The 19,817-nt window shown below is 68.5% G+C and carries 14 protein-coding genes; 7 read left to right on the top strand and 7 right to left on the bottom strand.

Annotated features, from left to right (window positions below; genetic code table 11):
* Nucleotides 1–22 precede the first annotated feature (22 nt).
* The 7 genes from KY501_RS23755 to KY501_RS23725 all read right to left on the bottom strand — a co-directional run bounded on the left by KY501_RS23755 (nt 23) and on the right by KY501_RS23725 (nt 10,404).
* Entirely contained in the window at nt 23–2,290 is a 2,268-nt protein-coding gene (locus KY501_RS23755) for a M28 family peptidase (protein WP_224365533.1), read from the bottom strand.
* Between the two features lie 54 nt (nt 2,291–2,344).
* Nucleotides 2,345–2,677 carry a hypothetical protein gene (locus KY501_RS23750; RefSeq protein ID WP_224365532.1) on the bottom strand — a complete coding sequence of 111 codons (333 nt, stop codon included), beginning with the start codon at nt 2,675–2,677 and terminating at the stop codon, nt 2,345–2,347.
* A 95-nt stretch (nt 2,678–2,772) separates the two neighbouring features.
* A complete protein-coding gene (locus tag KY501_RS23745) occupies nt 2,773–5,010 on the bottom strand; it encodes a YfhO family protein (RefSeq protein ID WP_224365531.1) in 2,238 nt (745 codons plus the stop codon).
* Nucleotides 5,007–6,485, bottom strand: coding sequence for a hypothetical protein (locus KY501_RS23740; protein ID WP_224365530.1), 1,479 nt, complete (start codon nt 6,483–6,485; stop codon nt 5,007–5,009). Before KY501_RS23740 ends, KY501_RS23745 begins: the two co-directional genes overlap by 4 nt.
* Before the next feature lie 6 nt (nt 6,486–6,491).
* The gene (locus KY501_RS23735) at nt 6,492–7,733 is read right to left on the bottom strand and encodes a hypothetical protein (RefSeq protein WP_224365529.1); all 1,242 of its coding nucleotides are present in this window, start codon (nt 7,731–7,733) and stop codon (nt 6,492–6,494) included.
* A gap of 34 nt (nt 7,734–7,767) precedes the next feature.
* Entirely contained in the window at nt 7,768–8,997 is a 1,230-nt protein-coding gene (locus KY501_RS23730; RefSeq protein ID WP_224365528.1) for an SGNH/GDSL hydrolase family protein, read from the bottom strand.
* A gap of 9 nt (nt 8,998–9,006) precedes the next feature.
* The gene (locus tag KY501_RS23725) at nt 9,007–10,404 is read right to left on the bottom strand and encodes an MBOAT family O-acyltransferase (protein WP_224365527.1); all 1,398 of its coding nucleotides are present in this window, start codon (nt 10,402–10,404) and stop codon (nt 9,007–9,009) included.
* Between the two features lie 87 nt (nt 10,405–10,491).
* Between KY501_RS23725 and KY501_RS23720 the strand changes: the two genes are divergently transcribed.
* The 7 genes from KY501_RS23720 to KY501_RS23690 all read left to right on the top strand — a co-directional run bounded on the left by KY501_RS23720 (nt 10,492) and on the right by KY501_RS23690 (nt 19,801).
* Complete coding sequence (locus KY501_RS23720; RefSeq protein WP_224365526.1) at nt 10,492–11,817, top strand: amidohydrolase family protein; 1,326 nt, start codon at nt 10,492–10,494, stop codon at nt 11,815–11,817.
* A complete protein-coding gene (locus KY501_RS23715; protein ID WP_224365525.1) occupies nt 11,814–12,800 on the top strand; it encodes a class I SAM-dependent rRNA methyltransferase in 987 nt (328 codons plus the stop codon). Before KY501_RS23720 ends, KY501_RS23715 begins: the two co-directional genes overlap by 4 nt.
* A gap of 43 nt (nt 12,801–12,843) precedes the next feature.
* Nucleotides 12,844–14,034, top strand: a complete 1,191-nt coding sequence (locus KY501_RS23710) for a serine/threonine protein kinase (protein ID WP_224365524.1) — start codon at nt 12,844–12,846, stop codon at nt 14,032–14,034.
* Between the two features lie 23 nt (nt 14,035–14,057).
* Nucleotides 14,058–14,855, top strand: coding sequence for a tRNA pseudouridine(38-40) synthase TruA (gene truA / locus KY501_RS23705; RefSeq protein WP_224365523.1), 798 nt, complete (start codon nt 14,058–14,060; stop codon nt 14,853–14,855).
* A gap of 36 nt (nt 14,856–14,891) precedes the next feature.
* Nucleotides 14,892–15,620 (top strand): hypothetical protein, encoded by a 729-nt coding sequence (locus KY501_RS23700; RefSeq protein ID WP_224365522.1) that lies wholly within the window; start codon nt 14,892–14,894, stop codon nt 15,618–15,620.
* A gap of 122 nt (nt 15,621–15,742) precedes the next feature.
* Nucleotides 15,743–17,608, top strand: coding sequence for a fibronectin type III domain-containing protein (locus KY501_RS23695; protein ID WP_224365521.1), 1,866 nt, complete (start codon nt 15,743–15,745; stop codon nt 17,606–17,608).
* Nucleotides 17,609–17,644: 36 nt separating this feature from the next.
* The gene (locus KY501_RS23690; RefSeq protein ID WP_224365520.1) at nt 17,645–19,801 is read left to right on the top strand and encodes a fibronectin type III domain-containing protein; all 2,157 of its coding nucleotides are present in this window, start codon (nt 17,645–17,647) and stop codon (nt 19,799–19,801) included.
* The last annotated feature ends 16 nt before the right edge of the window (nt 19,802–19,817 follow it).

Here is a 19,817-nt window from a genome sequence, read left to right as displayed (position 1 = left end):
GCGGCCCGGAACCTGTAGGAGACTACAGCTTCACGGTGCGAGAGGTGATCGTCACGTCGCCGTTCTGGGACGGGACGAAGTCGGCCTCTCCGACGCCGCGCGAGAACTTTCCAGGGGGCAGACCGGGGGACTCATCCGTGAGGAATGCCTCGATGGGCTCGCTTCCCTCCTGGACCAGATGGAGCAGGCACCCCTGGGGTGCGTCTGCCACGCAGGAGACGAGGCGCCAGCCGCTCGACCGGGCGCTGACGCGCTCGGACGGAGTTGGAATGGTCTCTCCGTTCACGCGCAGAGAGGTGATCCGCGCCGTGGGAGGAAAGGCTACGGAGAGTATGCGGGCTCCCCGGGAAGAGCGCAGCTGCGCTTCGATGTCCCTGCCTCCCGTGGTCGTTGTGATGCGCAGAGGCTCCAACTCAGGCGCGGTCAACGCGGGGGCCTCCACGGGAACGGTGATGGCGGTGGGCTGTGATGTCCACGGGGTGACCTTCTGGCGCGTCCCGGACCGGAACTCCGTGAGCGGCTCGGGCACGCGACTCAGATCGCCCTCCAGGGCCCAGTGGCTCGACTGTTTGTCCTGTTCGAAGCGATAGACGAGGTTCAAGCGCTGCGGTGCCTGCGCGGAGTAGGGGGAGAGCAGGCTGCTCCAGACGGCGAACACCACGGCCCCTCCGAGGAGCGCGCCGAAGAGGGTCCACGCGCGCGGCAGCTTGTCCGGGGCCAGCGGGAGCAGGCTGGTCAGCGGCAGCCCGATGAGGAGTCCGGCCGCGGCGAGCATGGGCAGTCCCATGCTGTCCATCAAGAAGAGGAAGACGGGGAGAAGGAAGAGACCCGCGCCGGCTGTTCCCACCCCCACGGCCGCGGCCCGGTGCCGGCCCAGAGGCGCGAGCACCGCGGCGAGTCCCGCGATGAGCACCGGCAGGAGGAACGAAGGCGTGGCCTCGGGCGCGAGGAAGGTGATCACCGTGACCAGCAGCGCCCACCAGCACCACCCCGAGGCCCAGCGGGCGGTTGGGCTCGCTCGAGAGGGGATGACCTTGCAGACCGGTACGAGCCCCGCGAGCAGCAGCAGCCCGAACGCCGCGTAGGCCGCAGCCGGATGGGCGATCCACGGCACGGGGGCCGCGCCCGTGCGCTCCAGGAGGCTCGACACGACGAGGCCTGAGAGCAGGCAGGACACGAGCAGCCACCACCAGCCCAGGCTGGCCCATCCGAGTTGCCGGAGCGTGAGCGGCTCCTGGCGCGCTCCTCGCCATGCGCCGATGACGACGAGCAGCAGCCCGAGTACGGCCAGCACGGGCGTGAACCCCACCGGCCAGCGCAGGACGAACTGGCCGAGCACATCCACGTAGGCGGCATCTCCCTTGTGCTCGGCGGAGAGATCCGTGCCCGCCAGGGCCTTCACGAGTGCGAGCGCCGTATCTCCGTGGTGCTGGAGGGTGCGCGGATCCGAGTGCTCCAGGTCATCGAGCGGCGTGTGGTAGTGGACCACGTCACCGATGTTGGCCAGGTTCATCCCGTTGATGCCATGAGCCTTGAACACGGTGAGGTCCGTGTCATTGGGCAGCCGCTTGTAGACGGCATAGGCGAGGGAGTTGGCCGAGGGCCTGGGAACGCTCCGCGCGTACAGCGCCATCAGCCAGGCATTGTCCGGGCCTGTCTCGAACATGTGGCTGAGGCCCGAGGTGCCGCGAGCTTCGATGTTGATGACAGCGGCCACCTCATTGGCCCAGGGGTGGCGAACGAACGCATGCGCGCCGAGCAGGCCGGTTTCCTCTCCATCCGTGAGCAGCAGGATGACGTCGTTGCGGAGGGGAGGGCCCGACTTCAGGATGCGAGCGATCTCCAGCATGGCCGCGGTACCATTGAAGTCATCGGATGCGCCGGGCCCGGCCCCGACCGAGTCGTAGTGCGCCGCCAGCATGATGGCGCGGCGCCCGCCTGTAGGCGGGTCACTTCCAGGAATGCGGAACAGGAGGTTCTCGACCGTGGCGCAGCTTCCATAGAAGGAGCACACGAAGGAGGACTGCACCTCTGGAGTGAGGCCGAGTCCCTGGAACTCGACCAGGAGCCGGTCCCGGAGCTGGCGCAGGCTGGGCTGGCCCACGCGATGAGGCCCGAGCCCCTCCAGCAGCTTCGCGCGGAGTGCACCCGCACGGGCCGCGGAGAAGACATCCGGGGGGGACTCGTTACCTCGCACGCTGGGGGGCTGGCTTAGGAGCCACACCAGGGGGAGAAGGGCTCCCAACCCCAACACTCCCGCCAGCAGCCCACGTCCGGATGGGTGATCCATGCGCCGCCTCTAGCAGCGCGCGCTCACCGGGTCCACGGGGAGTGGACTAGGGGCTCAGCTCAGCCAGTAGACGCCGCCCTCGTTGCAGCTGCCCCAGTAGGCGTCGACGAAGACGAGCCCGCGGTTGGAGCAGACCGTCTGCACCCATGAGGTGCAGTTCTGGGTCACGGCCCTGCTGCCGTAGTGGTAGTAGGTCCCGTCCGTCCGGCACCAAGCCATGCAACACTGGCCATTGCCATTGACGCCCTGCATCAGCTCCTTGAGCTTCGGCGACATCTGCTCAGATGCCTCGGCGGGTTGCCCTTCCTCACCTTGCATTTCCGGGCCACATGCCGTGCCGAGCGTGATTCCGCACACCAACAATCCCAGCTTCGCGATCGCCTTCATCTCAATCTCCTCAGGACCTTTGTGAGGAAGCGCGGTCCCGACCGTTCTTTGGGATTTGCTGGGCTGGCTGGATCTCCGGATTTTTCGGTATTTTTTTATTTTCGTCGGAAGAAGAGGGCGGCAACGAGTCCGGCCAGGGCAAGAAGGGACACCGTGAGCCCCACTCGGAAGCTCAGGGGTGCGTACTCGAAGCGAACACGGTGGGGGCCGGTGGGGACACGCACGGCGCGCAGTGCGAAGTCGGCGCGGTGGATATCCGTGGCGGCTCCGTCGAGGGTCGCGCGCCAACCCGGATAGTGGGTGTCGCTGACCACGAGGTAGCTCTCGTCACAGGCGTTCACTTCGAGCTCCAGGCGTCTTGCCCCCGAGTCCACGATGCGAGCGCTGCCTCCGCAGGCAGGGCGATCCAGGGCCTCTCCTGTGGCAATGTAGGCGGTGTGCCGGAAGGGCTGGGCCGGATCGAGCACTGCTTTCAGCGCGTCCGCGTCTGGAGTCACCTGGGCCTTCTGTACGAGGAAGGCGCGAGGCAGGGCTGTCTTCGAACGCGAGAGCGTTGTGCCATCCTCGAGCGTCTGGAGCAGTTCCAGATCCGCGTAGGGCGGCGGCCCGTTGCGCACGTACCAGGTGACGCCCGTCAAGTCATAGACGCTGCGCTCCCCAGCGAGGTTGAACACATCGCTGCGCACGGGCTCGGGGGCTCCATAGCCCTCCAGGGCGGGCAGCCGCTCCTCGACGAAGCGGTTGGGGATGAGCCGATCCCGGCTCAGCTCGATGGTGCGTGACACGGCGTTGGGTACCTTCGTCGGGTCCGCCGGGCCCTCGATGTCCGCGCTGATGCGCCCTTCGAGGGACTCGGGAAGCTGCCGCCGGATCGCCGAGGTGCGCTCCAGCGGCTCGTGGTCCGAGTACTTCGGCACGGTGAGCAGGTAGTGGGCAGCGACCAGCTCCAGCACCGCCAATGCCGCCAGCGCGTGGCGCACCCGGCTCGGCCGCGCGAACGTGTCCCGGAGGATGAAGAGGAACACGGTGGACAGCCCCAGGAAGAGCAGGGGCCAGGTGACACCGGCCTCGGCGGACTCGCGCATCGGCAGCCGGTGCACGATGGGCCCCGCCACGCCGATGGCCACTCCCATGCCCACGAACGCCACGACGGCGCGGAGGAGCGAGGGGCGGATGCGCCGGGAGAGTCGGCCCATGGCCTCCAGCCCGAAGCCGGACAGCAGGGCAACACAGAAGGCGGCTCCCACGAAGTACTTCGCCGGATAGCGGAACAGCGAGAACGGCGGCACATGCAGCAGCGCCGCGGCTGGAGGGAAGTGGCGGCCCAGGCTCAGCAGGGCGAAGAACAAGGCGCCCGCGGCGAAGGGTCGGGCTCGGCGTGGACCTGCGAGGGCTCCCACCACCGCCAGCGCGCAGGCCACCGAGCCGAGGAACTGGTTGAGGATGAACCATTGGTCCTCGCCCCAATAGGGGCCGCGCGGCCAGTCCGCTAGCGGCCACACCATGGACAGCAACTGCGGCCAGGACACCGACCATGCCAGACGTTGGTTCGCGAAGCCTTCGGTCCGCGTGCGCAGCGAGTTCATCGCGAACTCGGCGGCGGGCAGCAGCACCAGCGCTGCCAGGGCTCCTGCCAGTGCCAACCCGCCTGCCACCCGTGCCGCGCCTCGCCAGCGTGTGGCCCCTGGTTCATTCGGAGCCCGTACCCCGCGGCGCTCGGTGCTCCCCAGGGCCAGGAGCGACACCACTCCCTGCCAGAGAGTCGTCTCCGGCGAGCCGGCCAGCAGGGACAGGGTTGCGAATGCGGCGAGCCGTGCCATGGCTGCGGCGCCCGGCTGGATCGCCGCCGTACGAGCCGAGGCGATGATGAAGCCACTCCAGGCCGCCGCGTCGACGACGTTCTGCTGGATGCCCAGGTCCGTCATCATCGGCGACACGCCGAACACCGCTCCTGAAACGAGCGATGCCACCCAGGACAGGCGCAGCTGGCGGGCCAGGAGGAACACACCCACGGCGGCCACCGCGGAGTGGAACACCTGCATCACCGTCATCGCGGCGATGGGCCCGGCGAGCACCACCGCCACCCAGCGCGGCGGATAGAAGACCTGCGAGTAGAGCGTGGCCGCGAACGGCTGTCCCAGTCGCAGGTACGGGTTCCACAGGGGCAACTCGCCCGTGCGCAGGGACTCGAGCAGGAAGGCCGAGTCCGGGAAGAAGATGCGGAACACATCCCGCCCCGCGAGCACCTGTCCGGAGAAGACCGAGCGGTAGATGATGGCCAGGACCGCCAGCAATCCCGCGACGGTGAGCGCGTTGCGCGTGGAGCGTTTCATCTCGAGGAGGTGGAGCGGGTGCGGGCCCAGAGGACGTACTGCCCGTCCCGAGCTTCCTCGCGCCACCCGCCGCGCTGCCGGAGCTGGTTGAGGAGGATGTTGCCCGGGTTCTCCTCGTCCCAGAGGAGGTAGTCCGGATCATACCGGGCGAGCGATTCCTCCCAGCCGGGCTCGGACCAGAGGATCCGCGTGTAGTCGTCGTGAATGGCCTGCGGGAAGGGATCGTTCCGGCTGTCGATGAACACCTTGTAGTCCGTCCCCGCGAAGTACGAGATGGCGCCTCCGATGGTGAAGCGATTCAGCACCTTGCCCGGGGGCAGCTTGCGCAGTGCCTCGAAGCAGGCCAACGGAAAGCGCGAGCGCAGCACTCCCTGCTCCACTGGCACCGGGTTCCGCCAACTGGCTCCCGCGAGCAGTACGAGCACCAGGGCGGGCCAGATGGCGCCTCCGGCCCCCGCGCTCCATCGCGCGAAGAGCTCTTCCACGGCCCGTGCCGGGCGGCGTACGAACTCCGGCCACACCAGCCCTCGCACCGGAGCCGCGTGTTCCAGCAGTGCCAGCCCGACGAGCACCGCGCCGAAGGGCGCATGGCGCTGCACCTTCAACGCCGCGAGGCCCAGTCCCAAGGCCGGCAGGAGGATGGCGACTCGCCGCACGGGCGCCTGCCCCACGCAGAAGATGGCCACGCCGAGCAGCGCCAGGTACGCCCAGCTCCATCCCACCGCGAGATCCAACGGCACCCACTCGTTGATGTTCTGCGTGGAGGCCAGCACCGAGTGGTGGAGTGGGTAGATCCAGATGCTCGGACCGCTGGGCGACAGCGCCGAGGCCAGGAACATGGCGATGCTCGCCACCACCGCGCGCACGGCGCGGTGACGCTGCTCGGGGACGTCCAACGCCTGGCCCACCGCCGTGGCTCCGAGCAGGGCTGGACCCAGCAGCCAGCTTCCGTGCAGGTTGGCCCATGCTGCACCCAGCAGGGGCGCGAACCACAGCACCCGATCATTCCCCCCGCGCCACACCTGCGCCCCGAGCACCGCGAGCGCGAACAGCAGGTGTCCCAGGTGGAAGGGCCGCTCCTGGCTCCACGTGGGAGACTGGACGGCGAGGATCAACCCCAGCACCCCGAGCGCCAGCATGCCCCGGCGAGGCGTCGCGCGGCCCAGGACGGCCCAGAGCACGAGCACGTTGGCGGCCACGAGCGCTCCCGTGAGCAGCGCCGGGCCCGCAGCGCCGAGCAGCTTCACCAGCAGCACGGAAAGGACGCCGAAGCCCCACTCGTGAGGCACCCAGCCCGCGGTGCCCGTGACGCTGAACGGGTCCACTCGCTGGAAGCCGTGCTCCAGCACGTAGCGCCCGCCAGCGAGGTGGAAGAAGAGATCGTAGTGCTTGAGCGGAGACAGGCCGAGCCGCACGCCGAAGAAGAGGGCAAGCAGCGCGGCCGGTCCAGGGAGCAGCAGGGCCCGACGGCTCACAGGCGGCTATCCCACGCTCGCCACAGGAGGCGTCACGGCGCTGGGGGCAGCGGGGACGCTTGCGGGCGCAGCCGGGGGCGCGAAGCCGAGCCGGCGCAGCATCACCTTCCGGATGCTCGGGATGCGGAACCGGTAGATGAGCGCGTCCGAGAAGTAGTGCGCCAGCACCACCCCGAGGCTCAGCGACGTGAGCACGCGCAGCAGCGTGTGCGAGCCGCTCCCCGTGGGATCCGAGGTGCCCAGGGTGCCTCGGCCCGCGCCGTCGAGGATGAGCCCGTGGATGACGCCCAGCGCCAGCATCGGCAGCATGGACAGGATCATCAACGGCCAGATCCACGCGCGCCCCAGGCGGGTCGGAGGATCTCCCTCGCGGGGCTCCATCATCCGCGCGGTGATCATGTAGTACTCGAGCCCGTGCATGGCCGGCAGCATCACGTTGCCCCACAGGGGCGCGACGATCGTCAGCCCCGTGGCCGTCGCCACCGCGAGCAGGTAGAGCACCTTGGGACCGGTGGCGTTCCCAGCGCGCAGCAACGTGCGGAACAGCAGCGCGAAGAAGCCGAGCCACACCGCGAGGATCAGCGCCAGCGTGCCATGGGGCAACAGCGCTCCCTGGCCCACGTCCAGGTACGGCGTGGCGCCCGGGGCCGCCGAGTCCGGGACGAAGAAGAGGCGGATCAGGATGAGGCTGAGCATCAGCGGCACGTACGTCTGCTGCAGCGTGCGCTCGCGGGGATTGCCCGGCCCGAGCCCGGCCTGGTGCCCGCGCAGCGTGTGGAGTGCCCAGAAGCCCTTGTGCTGCGACAGCGTGTGGTGCAGCCCGAAGATGTTGAACAGCACTCCCACCAGATACACGTGGGCGTCCTTGTTCGCGTAGTACGTGGCGATGAACCCCGCGCCCACCGCGAGCATGCCCAGCGTGCCCGCGAGGATGAGGCGCGGCTGCTTTGGCTCGGAGGTGAGCACGTCCCGGTGCACCGCGAAGAGCAGGTAGGTGAGCACCACGTGGGTGCCGTTGCCGAGGATGTTCTGCGCTGTCCACACGGCCAGCCGGTTCACCTCGTCCGCGGCTCGGAGACCTACCAGCGCGCTCAGCACCGCCGAGCCCACCGTGAGCAGGATGGGCAGCGTGAGGAACGCCGCATCCGCACGAGGCGAGAAGAGCCACATCCCCCGGAAAGGCAGGCTCCCGGGAGCGGAGCGGGACGTGGCGGGCCCATGGGCCAGGGTGGGGGTCGACGCGGTCATCACTGCCAGTATACCCGCCCCGAGGCATCTGCGATCAGGGAGCCGCGCCCTTTGCCACGCCCGGCCCCCACTGGTCGGACACCGCCTCCGCCAGCCGCCGGGAGAACTTGGGCCGGCCGTGGGACTCGTTGAAGTGCGTCACGTCGATGAAGTCCTCCGGGACGAAGTCCGGGCTCTCGGACAGGTCCAGCAGCGGCACCCCCGTCTCCCGCTTGATGCGCGCCAGGACAGCAGCCAGGCGAGCCCGGCCCTCGGGGGTGGGTTGGTTCCAGGCCCGGTTCCGAGGCCCCACCACCACCCGCGTCTCCTGGGAGACCGAGGCCAATGTCCGCACGGCCTCGATGAAGCCCGTCACCTGGGCGTCGTCGAAGCGCAGCTCCAGCATGTCGCTCGTGTTCACCCGCCACTGCACGTCCGCCTTCAACAACTCGGGGGCACTGCGGAGCCGGGCCCAGGCCAGGTAGGCCTCGCGCGTCTCGTCGAAGATCCAGCGCACCTCGCCTCGGCGGACCGGGTCCCACTCGGGCACCTCGCGGTGCTCGATGGCGGCCCTCGTCGAGAGGATGCGTGCCGCCAAGGCCTTGCGCTCGGCGCTCGGATCCTCGGGAGGAGGCACTGGCCACCAGGAGGGGGAGGGCTCGTCGAAGATGCGGGTCTCCAGCAGCGATGTCACCGAGAGCGGCGAGATGCCGCCCATCAGCCACAGCGCGCCCACGTGCGAGGCCTCCTCGGGTGAGTTCCGCGCCGTCTCAGCGAGCGTGGGGGGATCAGCCAGCAGGGCCTTCTTCACCGCCGACTGCTCCCGGTACCAGGAGGACTTCCCGCGCGCCAGGGTGGCCTGGAAGGGGGTGAACTCCACCAGCGTGAGCCGCGCCTTGCGGCCCGTGTGCTCGAAGGACTGCGCCACCTTGCGCGCCAGCAGGGCCTGCATCAACGGATTCACGCCTGGGAAGCCCAGGTTGTACGCGGTGACCGGAGCCCCGAGGCGCTGCTCGAAGGCCTCTGGAGAGAAGCCGTGCTGGATGATGGACGAGCCGAAGACGAGCACTGCGTCCTCGCGCCGGGAGATCTCCGGCAGCACCTCCAGGAACTCAGAGAGCCGGATGGATCCCTCGGTGTACTGGCCGCGCAGCTCGGGTGCGGAGGTGCTCACCAGGAGCGAGACGAATCCTCGCGCCAACCCGAGCGCCGCCAGCACCAGCACGAGCCCCACCCCGAGCGTCCGGGCGGCGATTCGATCGTTGGAGGGAGAGGGCGTTGTCACAGGGCAGGCTCAGAACTGGAAGTAGATGAAGCTGTGCCCCGGCATTCCGACGGCCATGGCCACGGCAAGGCACGTGGCCACCACGGGCCACAGGGCGAAGGGGCGCTGGCGCAGCTCGGTCTTCTCGGCCAGCGCGGAGGCCGCATGGCACAGGACGAGCCCCATCAGCACGAAGAGCAGGCTGAGCACCGCGGGCCATGTGAAGCTGGAGGGCTCAGCGGGCGCGTGCATGCCTCGCAGCACCCGGAGCGCCGAGGATACGTTCTCCGCGCGGAACAGCACCCACCCGAGCACCACCAGGTAGAAGGTGCCCAACCGCTTCAGCCAGAGCACCGCGGCCGACGGCGTCTGCTTCAAGGCGGGGAAGCGCCCCACCAGCAGGTGCGCCGCCACCAGCAGCAGCCCGTGGTACAGGCCCCAGAGGACGAAGGTCCAGTTGGCTCCGTGCCACAGCCCGCCCAGCAGCATGGTGAGCAGCAGGTTGCGGTAGCGGCCGTTCCGGTTCCCTCCGAGCGGAATGTAGAGGTAGTCCCTCAGCCAGGTGGACAGGGACAGGTGCCAGCGGCGCCAGAAGTCGATGGGCGAGGTGGCCAGGTATGGCAGATCGAAGTTCGGCGGCAGCACGAAGCCCAGCAGCAGCGCCACGCCGATGGCGATGTCCGTGTAGCCCGAGAAGTCCGCGTAGATCTGCCCGGTGAAGGCCAGTGCTCCGGTCCACGCCTCCAGAGCGCTGCTGGCGCCCGAGGCCTGGAAGAGCGAATCCGATGGTGCCGCGAGCAGATCCGCCACCGTCTTCTTGAAGAGGCCCACGGCGATGAGCAGATACCCCCGGCGCGCCTGCTCCCATCGGGGCGCCTCCATCTTCTCGAACTGCGGCAGCAGCACCGAGGCGCGGATGATGGGCCCGGCCACCAGGTGCGGGAAGAAGGACACCGCCGCCAGGAACTCCTCGGGCCTCTCTCGGGCGGTGAGCTCCCGGCGGTACACGTCGATGGTGTAGCTCATGCTCTGGAACGTGTAGAAGGAGATGCCCGCCGGCAGCAGCAGCGAGAACGTGGGCTCCGGCAGCGACACCCCCAGCACCCCGAGCAGGCCGTGCGCCGAGTCCGCGAAGAAGCGCGCGTACTTGAAGAAGCCCAGCACCCCCAGGTTGGCCACGATGCTCACCGCGAGCAGCGCGCGGCGCTTGCGCTCGTCGTCGGAGCGGGACAGGAGCAGGGCGATCCAGAAGTCCAGTAGCGCCGTGCCCAGCAGCAACGGCACGCAGCGCAGATCCCACGCTCCATAGAAGAGCAGGCTGCCTACCACCACGAGCCACAGCTTCGTCACACGAGTCCTTGCGACGAAGTGGAACGCCACGAAGAAGGCGGCGAAGAAGAGCCAGAACAGGACTGTGTTGAAGAGCATGGTGCTGAAGCGCTGACGGGGCGGGGTGCATCATCGTCGTGCGGTGGCGGGGACGCTACTTCCTGCTCGTGCTAAGAGAGGGAACGCATGGAAGGCCGCCTGCTGCTCAAGAACTGCGCCATCTTCCGAGCGGACGGCCGCGTTCGCTCCGGCATGGCCCTGGTGGTGCAGGACGGGTTCATCCGCCGCGTCGCCCCGAATGCCGACGTCCCCGTTCTCCCCGGAGACTGGGAGGTGGCGTGCCAGGGCCGCCTCGTGGCTCCCGGGCTCGTGGACTGCCATACCCACCTCGTTGGAGGCCAGACGCTCCCCTCCACCGGCAACTTCCTCTTGAGGGCGCCGGACACCCGCCAGGATCGGCGCAGGCACGTGGCCTCGCTCCTCACGGTGGGCGAGGTGGAGGCCCTCACCCGGTTCGCGCTCGCCCGGGCGCTGAGGGATGGCATCACCCTGGTGGTGGAGCACCTGGAGGCCCCCTCCGATGTGGCCGGAGCGCTCTCGGTGCAGGCTCGCGTGGCGGAGCAGCTCGGCATCCGGTTCGCCAGCGCTCACATCACCCACAGCCTCGCGGGGGATGCTCCCGCCCAGGCCTGTCTGGAGGCCAATGCGGAGTTCGTGCGGCGCTACCGCTCCCACCCGCTGGTGCGCGGCGCGCTGGGCTTCCAGTCCTCGCACTCCTGTGAGGACAGCCTCCTGCGCCGGGTCAGCACTCTCTCCGCGGAGCTCGAGGCCCCTGTCCTCTTCCACCTCGCCGAGGGTGAGGAGGATCTCGCCGCCACCTATTCGCGGCACGGCAAGCGCGTGGTTCCCCGGTTGGACGAGCTGGGCCTGCTGGGGCCTCGGGCCATCGCCGCTCGGGCGCGCAGCATCAACACGCAGGAGGCGGAGCGGCTCGCGGCCACGGGCGCGTTCGTGGCGCTCAGCCCTCGTGCTCACCTGACTTCGGAGCGCACCGGCGATTCGCTGGAGGCGGTCCTCGCCCGGCACCACCTGGTGGGCCTGGGCACCAGCGGGCACGGCACCCTTTGGGATGAAGTGCTGGCCGCCTTCGTGGGGTTGATGCGCAGCGCCCGCTCCGGGCGGTTGCCGGATCCGGATGGCGCGCTGGCGCAGCTCCTGGTGAGCGGTCCCGCCGAGCTGTGCACCCGCCTGTTCGGCGCGCCTTCGGGCCGGGTGGAGGAGGACAACATCGCCGACCTGGTGGTGTACGACCACGTCCCCGCGGCGGACCCCGAGACGGGTTACTCGCCTCATCTGATCGGCCAGCTGGCCCGCTCGCGGGTGGCCTGGACGATCGTCAACGGCCGCGTCGCCGTGCGAGAGGGGCAACTGCTCGGCACGGACTTCTTGGAGCTGTCCACCGCTGCCACCCAGGCGCTCGCCAGCGTGTGGAACCGCGCTCGACTCGGATGAGCTTCGTGCCCGCCTCCCTCGTCGAACGGCTGCGCACCGCCCGGGAGAGGCGGGGGGCCCTGCTCTCGGATCCGCGCACCACTGCCTTCCGACTGGTGAACGGCGCTCCGGACGGAGTGCCCGACGTCACCGTGGACAGCTACGCGGGACTCCCCGTGGTGAGCCTCTATCGGGACTTTACTCCCTCCGAGGAGGAGGCCCTGCTCTCCGCGATCGAGGAGGCCTGGGCGCCGCGCAGTCTCTACCTGAAGCGCCGGCCTCGAGAGGCCCGGGTGGTGGCCAATACGGCTCGAGACGTGGTGGCGCCGGAGCAGCCCGCGCGGGGCGAGCCCGTGGAGTCCCTCGAGGCGCTGGAGAACGGGCTGCGCTTTCGGATCCGCCCGGCGCAGGGGCTCTCGGTGGGGTTGTACCTGGACATGCGCGAGACTCGGGCCTGGCTGCTGGAGCAGGTGAAGGGGCTGACTGTGCTCAACCTCTTCTCCTACACCTGCGCCTTCGGGGTGGTGGCCACGGCCGGAGGCGCCACCCGGGTGCTCAACATCGACACCAGCCGGCGCGTGCTGGAATGGGGCGAGGAGAACGCCCTCCTCAACGGTCAGCCCGTGGATCGCTACGACTATGTCGCAGGGGACGTGTTCGACTGGTTGGGGCGCCTGGCGAAGAAGGGGCAGGGGTTCGACATGGTGATCTCGGATCCGCCGTCCTTCTCCACCACGCGGACGACCCGCTTCTCGGCGGCTAGGGATTACCCCCAGTTGGCCGAGGCCGCCGCGCGTGTGGTGGCTCCCGGGGGCCGGCTGGTGGCGTGCTGCAACCTCTCTACGCTGCCTTCCCGCCGCTTCGAGGCCATGGTGGCCGAAGGGGTAGGTCGTGCCGGGCGGCAGGGGCGGACCGTCCTGTCGCTCGGCCCCTCCCCGATCGACTTTCCGGCCTCCCCGGAGGCGCCTCCGGGACTCAAGGTGAACGTCGTCCAACTGCGTTAGAATCGCGGCTCTGTCACGCTTATCGGTTATTGTCTCCAGACCGATGTCCACTGGCACCGCCATCCGAGACTCCAGCCGCTTCGGCAAGTACCGACTCATCGACCGCATTGCTGTCGGCGGGATGGCGGAGATCTTCCTCGCGCACCAGGTCGACGGCGAGGGGCTCGAGCGGCCCGTCGTCATCAAGCGCATCCGCCCGCACCTGTCCAAGCACGCCACGTTCGTGAAGATGTTCCTGAACGAGGCGCGGCTGGCGGCGCAGCTCAACCACCCCAACATCGTGCAGATCCACGACTTGGGGAAGATCGGCGAGAGCTACTTCATCGCCATGGAGTACATCTTCGGCCGCGACATGCGGAAGGTGATCCCCAAGGCGGAGGAGCTGGGGATCGCGTTCCCCATGGTGTACGCGCTGCGGATCGCCTCGGACGTGTGCGCGGGGTTGCACTACGCGCACAAGAAGGTGGACCTGTACGGCAATCCGCTGAACATCGTTCACCGGGACGTGACGCCGGAGAACATCTTCGTGGCGTTCGACGGCACGGTGAAGCTGCTGGACTTCGGCATCGCCAAGGCGACGAACCAGGTGGAGCAGACGCGCTCGGGCGAGCTGAAGGGCAAGCTCAGCTACATGAGCCCGGAGCAGTGCCACGGCAAGCCGCTGGACTGTCGCAGTGACATCTTCTCGGTGGGCGTGGTGCTCTACGAGTGGCTCACCGGGTTCAAGCTGTTCACGGGCGAGTCCGAGGTGGCGGTGATGCGCAGCATCACGGATGGGAAGATCTACGCCCCGTCCTACTTCAAGGCGGACATCCCCGAGCCTGTCGAGGCCATCTTGATGAAGGCGCTCGAGAAGGATCGGGACAAGCGGTACCAGACGGCAGGGGAGATGCGGTCGGCGATCGACGCGTTCCTCAGCACGTACGAGTTCACGCCGACGCCGCTGCACCTGTCGAACTTCCTGCGGCAGCTGTTCCACGATGAGCTGACGGAGGAGCAGGGCCGGCTGGTGAAGCAGACGACCAGCTCGGACGAGGTGCTGGCGCTGGATGACGAGGTGACGCCAATGTCGGCCAACCCCGTGAAGGAAGGCCGCAGCCCCTCCGAGCGGCTGCTCAGCCTCACCCTGCCCGGGGAGCAGATCGAAGCGCTGGAGGCCATTGCCCAGCGCAGCGGCGTGAGCGTGAACAAGATGGTGGGAGAGCTGCTGGCGGCCTGGCTCAAGTACCGCTAGGCCGAGGGAGGCGGCGGGACGCGATGCCTCGTGTGAAGCTGGTGATCGAGTACGACGGGACGCGCTATGTGGGCTGGCAGGTGCAGCTCAACGGGCGCTCCATCCAGGCGGAGCTGCGGGAGGCGCTGGGCAAGTTGCTGGGCGCTCCTGTGGATGTGGTGGCGGCGGGGAGGACGGACTCGGGCGTGCACGCCACGGGGCAGGTGGTGTGCTTCGATACGGAGCGCCAGTTTCCGCTCAAGGCCTATTTCCGGGGATTGAACGGGCTGCTGCCCGAGGACATCGCCGTGGTGCGCGCGGAGGAGGTGGCGCCGGAGTTCGATCCGCGGCGGTGGTCTCGGGGCAAGCGCTACCGGTACCGGGTGAGCAACCGGCCCACGCGCTCTCCAATGCGGCGGCACACGCACTGGGAGATCTACGCTCCGCTGCAGGTGGAGGCGATGGCGAGCGCGGCGAGGCACCTGTTGGGGCGGCATGACTTCTCGGCGTTCCGAGCCTCGGATTGCCAGGCGGCGCATGCGGTGCGCGAGGTGCGGCGGCTGGACGTGGAGGGGGCGGCAGGGGACGCGGTGTCCTTCGTGGTGGAGGGCACGGCGTTCCTGAAGCACATGGTGCGCAACCTGGTGGGGACGCTGGTGGAGGTGGGGAAGGGCCGTAGGCCTGAGGCGTGGGTGGAGCAGGTGCTGGCGTCTCGGGACAGGACGCAGGCGGGGCCCACGGCGCCGCCTCAGGGGCTGGTGTTGGAGGAGGTGTTCTACGGAGAAGGGCCGCCTCCTCGCACGGCTGGGGACTCGGCGGACGTGTTTGACGACGAGCCGTGACGTTTCGGAGCCGGGCTTGGGCTAGGCTCCGGCGGCGTGAGCTCCAAGTCCCCGAAGGTCCTCGACTCGCTGCGTGTCCGTGTTCGCCGCCTCCAGTTCATCGTGGGGTTGGGCTTCCTGTCGCTGGTGATCGGCTCGGTGCTCACGGGGAGCCTCATCTGGCGGGTGAGTGAGCGTGTCCAGGCGTTGCCGGTGAGCTCGCTGCGCGTGGGGATTGCGCTGGTGATGGAGAACCTGTGGGTGCTCCTGGTGCTGCCGCTGCTGTGCTACGGCGCCGCTCGCATTCTCGAATTGAAGCCACTGTCCACCGCGGTGGGGGCGGCGCTGTCCGGGGAGCTCTTCGTCCTGGCGCTCTACTTCGTCCGGGATGGCTTCGAGGGGCTGTGGGTGGGGTGGGCCTACACGCCGTTGCGGTTCCTGGTTTTCGCCACGGGAGTGTTCCTCACCCACCGAGCGGTGGTGCGTGGGCGCGCGGCGGCGGCTTTGGGAGCGACCAAGGCGCAGACACAGGCCGAGGCTCGGAAGGCGGAGTACATGCAGTTCCTGCAGGATGCCGAGCGAGGCGCGGAGAAGACGGCGCAGCGCGAGGCGGAGCGCGTGGCTGCGGCGGCTTCGACGGGTGGCGCGGCGGTGGCGGAGAGTTCGCCGCCCGCGGTGGAGAGTGCCACTGCTTCATCGGACGCCAGTGTGAGTCCTGCTTCGCCGAGCCCTGCGGCTACCACCGAAGCTCCCGCGGAACCCAAGGCTCCGACCTCGGAGGGGTGAGCCGGTGAACGCCTTGGAGCGCGTGAGGTCTAGATAGTCGGGGCATTCTGTAAATAAGGACCAACCCGAAAAAATCGGTCTTGCCCTCTTCTCTGGGAGTCCCCCATCCGAGGAGCGCAAGAATGTCCCCCCCATCTCTCAAGACAGCCACCCGGAAAGGCTCTGCCTTCCAGCGTGTACCCGCCCATGTGCTGTGGCTGGTGGGGCTGCTGCTCCTGGTTCCCTCGCTGGCGGGAGCGGCTGATCGAGGTGCCTGGGCTCCCAACGTCGCCTACGCGGCGAGCGACATCGTCAGCTATGGGGGCAAGGGCTATGACTGTCGGCAAGCGCACACGTCGCTGGTGGGCTGGGAGCCGCCGAACGTTCCGGCCCTGTGGCTGGAGCGCACGGGTGGCACCACGGACACGCAGGCGCCCACGGCGCCCACAGGCCTGAACTCGCCCAGCAAGACGGCGAACAGTGTGACGCTGAGCTGGACTGCGTCCACGGACAACGTGGGCGTCACCGGCTACGAGGTCTTCGTCGGTAGCTCCACCACCGCCGCGGTCACGAGTACCAGCACGGGTGCCACGGTGAGCGGCCTGTCGGCCAACACCACCTACACCTTCACGGTGAAGGCGCGTGATGCGGCCGGCAACCGCTCGGCGGCCAGCTCCGCGTTCAGCACCACCACCAACCCCCAGAGCACCGACACCCAGGCTCCCACCGCGCCCACCAGCCTGCGCTCCACGGGCACCACCAGCACCTCTGTGTCGCTGTCCTGGACCGCGTCCACGGACAACGTGGGCGTCACCGGCTACGAGGTCTTCGTCGGCAGCTCGACCACGGCGGCCGCGACCAGCACCTCCACGAGCGCCACCGTCTCCGGCCTGTCGGCCAACACCACCTATAGCTTCACCGTGAAGGCGCGCGATGCCGCTGGCAACCGCTCCTCCGCGAGCTCGGCCGTCAGCGCCACCACGCAGACGGCTCCCTCTGGCGATGTGCCCAGCAAGATCCTCGTGGGCTACTGGCACAACTTCGACAACGGCTCGGGCTTCATCCGGCTGCGCAACGTCTCGTCCAAGTGGGACGTCATCAACGTCTCCTTCGCCGAGCCCACCAGCGCCACCGGAGGCACCATCGGCTTCACGCCGTACGGCACCTCCGACGCGGACTTCAAGGCCGACGTCGCCTACCTGAAGAGCCAGGGCAAGAAGGTCATCATCTCCATCGGTGGCGCCAACGGCCAGGTCCGCCTGGAGACCACCGCCGCCCGCGATGCCTTCGTCAGCTCGATGACCTCCATCATCAACAACTATGGCTTCGATGGCATGGACATCGACTTCGAGGGCCACTCGCTCGTGCTCAACCCGGGCGACGCGGACTTCAAGAACCCGACCACGCCGGTCATCGTCAACCTCATCTCCGCCATCCGCAGCCTGCGCAACAACTTCGGCTCGAAGTTCATGCTGACCATGGCGCCCGAGACCTTCTTCGTGCAGCTCGGCTACTCGTTCTACGGCGGCACCTGCTCCGGCTGCGACACCCGCGCCGGGGCCTATCTCCCCGTCCTCTACGCGGTGCGAGACATCCTCAACTGGATCCAGGTCCAGGACTACAACTCCGGACCCATCACGGGGCTCGATGACCAGTACCACAACATGGGCTCCGCCGATTTCCACGTCGCCATGACGGACATGCTGCTCACCGGCTTCCCCGTGGGCAGGAACACCAGCAACGTGTTCCCCGCGCTCCGCCCGGATCAGGTCGTCATCGGCCTGCCCGCCAATGGCAATGCAGGCGGTGGCTACACGACTCCCGCGGAGGTGCAGAAGGCCGTGGATGCGCTCGTCAAGGGCATCCCCATCAGCACCTATTCCGTGCGCAGCAACGTGGCCAACAACAAGAGCTTCCGCGGCCTGATGTCGTGGTCCGTGAACTGGGATGCCTTCGCCAACTACGAGTTCACCAACAGCCACCGCCCCTACCTGGACTCGCTGAAGTAAGGCCTGGACCGGCATCGAATCCACGAGGACCCAGCCATGCGCATGTCGAGTCATTTCCCAAAAGCCTCCCAGGGAATCGGGAGGCTGTTCCTGGTAGCAACGCTGTTCTCGATCCTGGCGCCATGGCTGGCGGAAGCGGCCGATCGCGGCGCGTGGGCTCCCAACGTCACCTATGCGGTGAGCGACATCGTCAGCTACGGAGGCAAGGGCTATGACTGTCGGCAGGCGCATACGTCGCTGGTGGGCTGGGAGCCGCCGAACGTTCCGGCTCTGTGGCTGGAGCGCACGGGCGGTACCTCGGACACGCAGGCCCCCACGACGCCCACGGGTCTGGGCTCGCCGAGCAAAACGGCCACCAGCGTGACGCTCAGCTGGACTGCGTCCACGGACAACGTGGGCGTCACCGGCTACGAGGTGTTCGTCGGCAGTGCCACCACCGCCGCGGCCACGAGCACCAGCCCGGGTGCCACGGTGAGCGGCCTGTCGGCCAACACCACCTATACCTTCACGGTGAAGGCGCGTGATGCGGCCGGCAACCGTTCGGTGGCCAGCTCCGCATTCAGCGTCACCACCAACCCCCAGAGCACCGATACCCAGGCGCCCTCGGCACCCACGAGCCTGCGCACCACGGCCATCACCAGCACCAGTGTCGCGCTGGCCTGGACCGCCTCTACCGACAACGTGGCCGTCACCGGGTACCTCGTCTTCCGCAACGGGACGCAGGTGGGGACTCCCACCAGCACCTCCTATACGGACAGCGGCCTCTCCGCCTCGACGCAGTATGCCTACACGGTCAAGGCGCGCGATGCCGCGGGCAATGTCTCGGCGGCGAGCAGTGCACTCTCGGTCACCACGTCCCCCTCGTCGGGGACCGCGGATTGGCACCCGACGACGCTCGCCCTGGGCACCGTCTTCGAGCCCTTCACCGGCACCGATGGATTCTTCTCCAAGGTCAACCCGCTGTTCCCCGCGGGCAAGCACCTCGACTACGGCTACCTGTACCTGAACGGGGGCTCGCAGGTCTCCGAGTGGCATGACCGGACCGTGCGCCTGTCCCAGAAGAGCCTCGCGCAGGGCATGACGCCCATCTTCGTGGTGTATGGCATTGGTGGGAACACCGACAGCCCGGCGGCTGTCTGGGCCAACCTCCAGAGCACCTCGTTCCTCTCCACGTATTTCCAGGGACTGAAGGACGTGGGCCAGACAGCGACGGGCATCGTCGGCTCGGGCCGCATCGGCTACATCGTCGAGCCCGATACCCTGGGCTATCTCCAGCAGCAGTACGCCGCGCAGTACGGCAACGATCCCTCGCTCATGCCCGCGGCGACCTCGGCCGCGTACGACTCGGGCGTGCTCGTGCGCGGGGTCGATCCCGCCTTCCCGAACACCCTGACGGGGCTCGTCCAGGCCATCAACTACACGCTGCGCAAGTACACGCCCCGGGCCTTCCTGGGCTGGCAGCTCAACCTCTGGGCCGCTCCGGGAGCGCCGGGCAACGGCATCATGCACTCCACCGAGGTGTACGGGCTCGAGGCGGGCAAGACGCGCATCCAGGACAACGCCCGAGCCAACGCCGGGTTCGCCAAGAAGGCAGGAGTCCTCTCCGGCGGCGCGGAGTTCATCTCCATCGACAAGTACGGCCTGGATGGCGCGGGCGCCGCGGGAGCCAACCCGAGCGATCCCGCCAACTCGCTGTGGTTCTGGAACGCGGACCTCTGGAACAACTACCTGCTGTTCGCCCGGACGCTGAAGGAGACGCTCGGCGTGCCGGTGATCCTCTGGCAGGTGCCCGCGGGCCACATCAACGGGACGACCCACCGCAGCCCCACTGCCTACAACAGCTCGGGCACGTACCCGGATCTCCCCAATACCGTCCAGCGCTACGAGGAGTCCGCGGCCCCCTTCCTCTTCGGCGACAGCTTCGTGCTGTCGGGCAACCGGCTGACGTACTTCTCGAAGAACGCGTGGGGCGATCCCAAGGTCACGGTGAGCGGCAGCACGGTGACGTGGGGCTCCCACCTGCCGGAGGTGGCCAACGCGGGCGTCGTGGCCATCCTCATGGGCGCGGGCGTCGGCGTGAGCACGCGAGGCATTCCGCAGCCCGGTAGCTACCCCGAGGCCGAGCCGACCGACAACTACTACTGGATCAACCGTGTCCAGGAGTACTGCGCCAGCCCCGTGTCACTGCCCTGAGGGGAAGGCAGGGCAG

This window comes from Hyalangium versicolor (assembly GCF_020103695.1).
Classification (GTDB): domain Bacteria; phylum Myxococcota; class Myxococcia; order Myxococcales; family Myxococcaceae; genus Hyalangium; species Hyalangium versicolor.
The sequence above is the reverse complement of the archived record's forward strand: the minus strand, read 5'-3'. Positions and strand labels throughout refer to the sequence as shown.

Excerpts from the sequence above, each read along its gene's own strand:
- KY501_RS23755 (WP_224365533.1), bottom strand. The coding sequence starts at position 2,290 with ATGGATCACCCATCCGGACGTGGGCTGCTGGCGGGAGTGTTGGGGTTG.
- KY501_RS23750 (WP_224365532.1), bottom strand. The coding sequence starts at position 2,677 with ATGAAGGCGATCGCGAAGCTGGGATTGTTGGTGTGCGGAATCACGCTC.
- KY501_RS23745 (WP_224365531.1), bottom strand. The coding sequence starts at position 5,010 with ATGAAACGCTCCACGCGCAACGCGCTCACCGTCGCGGGATTGCTGGCG.
- KY501_RS23735 (WP_224365529.1), bottom strand. The coding sequence starts at position 7,733 with ATGACCGCGTCGACCCCCACCCTGGCCCATGGGCCCGCCACGTCCCGC.
- KY501_RS23725 (WP_224365527.1), bottom strand. The coding sequence starts at position 10,404 with ATGCTCTTCAACACAGTCCTGTTCTGGCTCTTCTTCGCCGCCTTCTTC.
- KY501_RS23720 (WP_224365526.1), top strand. The coding sequence starts at position 10,492 with ATGGAAGGCCGCCTGCTGCTCAAGAACTGCGCCATCTTCCGAGCGGAC.
- KY501_RS23715 (WP_224365525.1), top strand. The coding sequence starts at position 11,814 with ATGAGCTTCGTGCCCGCCTCCCTCGTCGAACGGCTGCGCACCGCCCGG.
- KY501_RS23710 (WP_224365524.1), top strand. The coding sequence starts at position 12,844 with ATGTCCACTGGCACCGCCATCCGAGACTCCAGCCGCTTCGGCAAGTAC.
- truA (WP_224365523.1), top strand. The coding sequence starts at position 14,058 with ATGCCTCGTGTGAAGCTGGTGATCGAGTACGACGGGACGCGCTATGTG.
- KY501_RS23695 (WP_224365521.1), top strand. The coding sequence starts at position 15,743 with ATGTCCCCCCCATCTCTCAAGACAGCCACCCGGAAAGGCTCTGCCTTC.
- KY501_RS23690 (WP_224365520.1), top strand. The coding sequence starts at position 17,645 with ATGCGCATGTCGAGTCATTTCCCAAAAGCCTCCCAGGGAATCGGGAGG.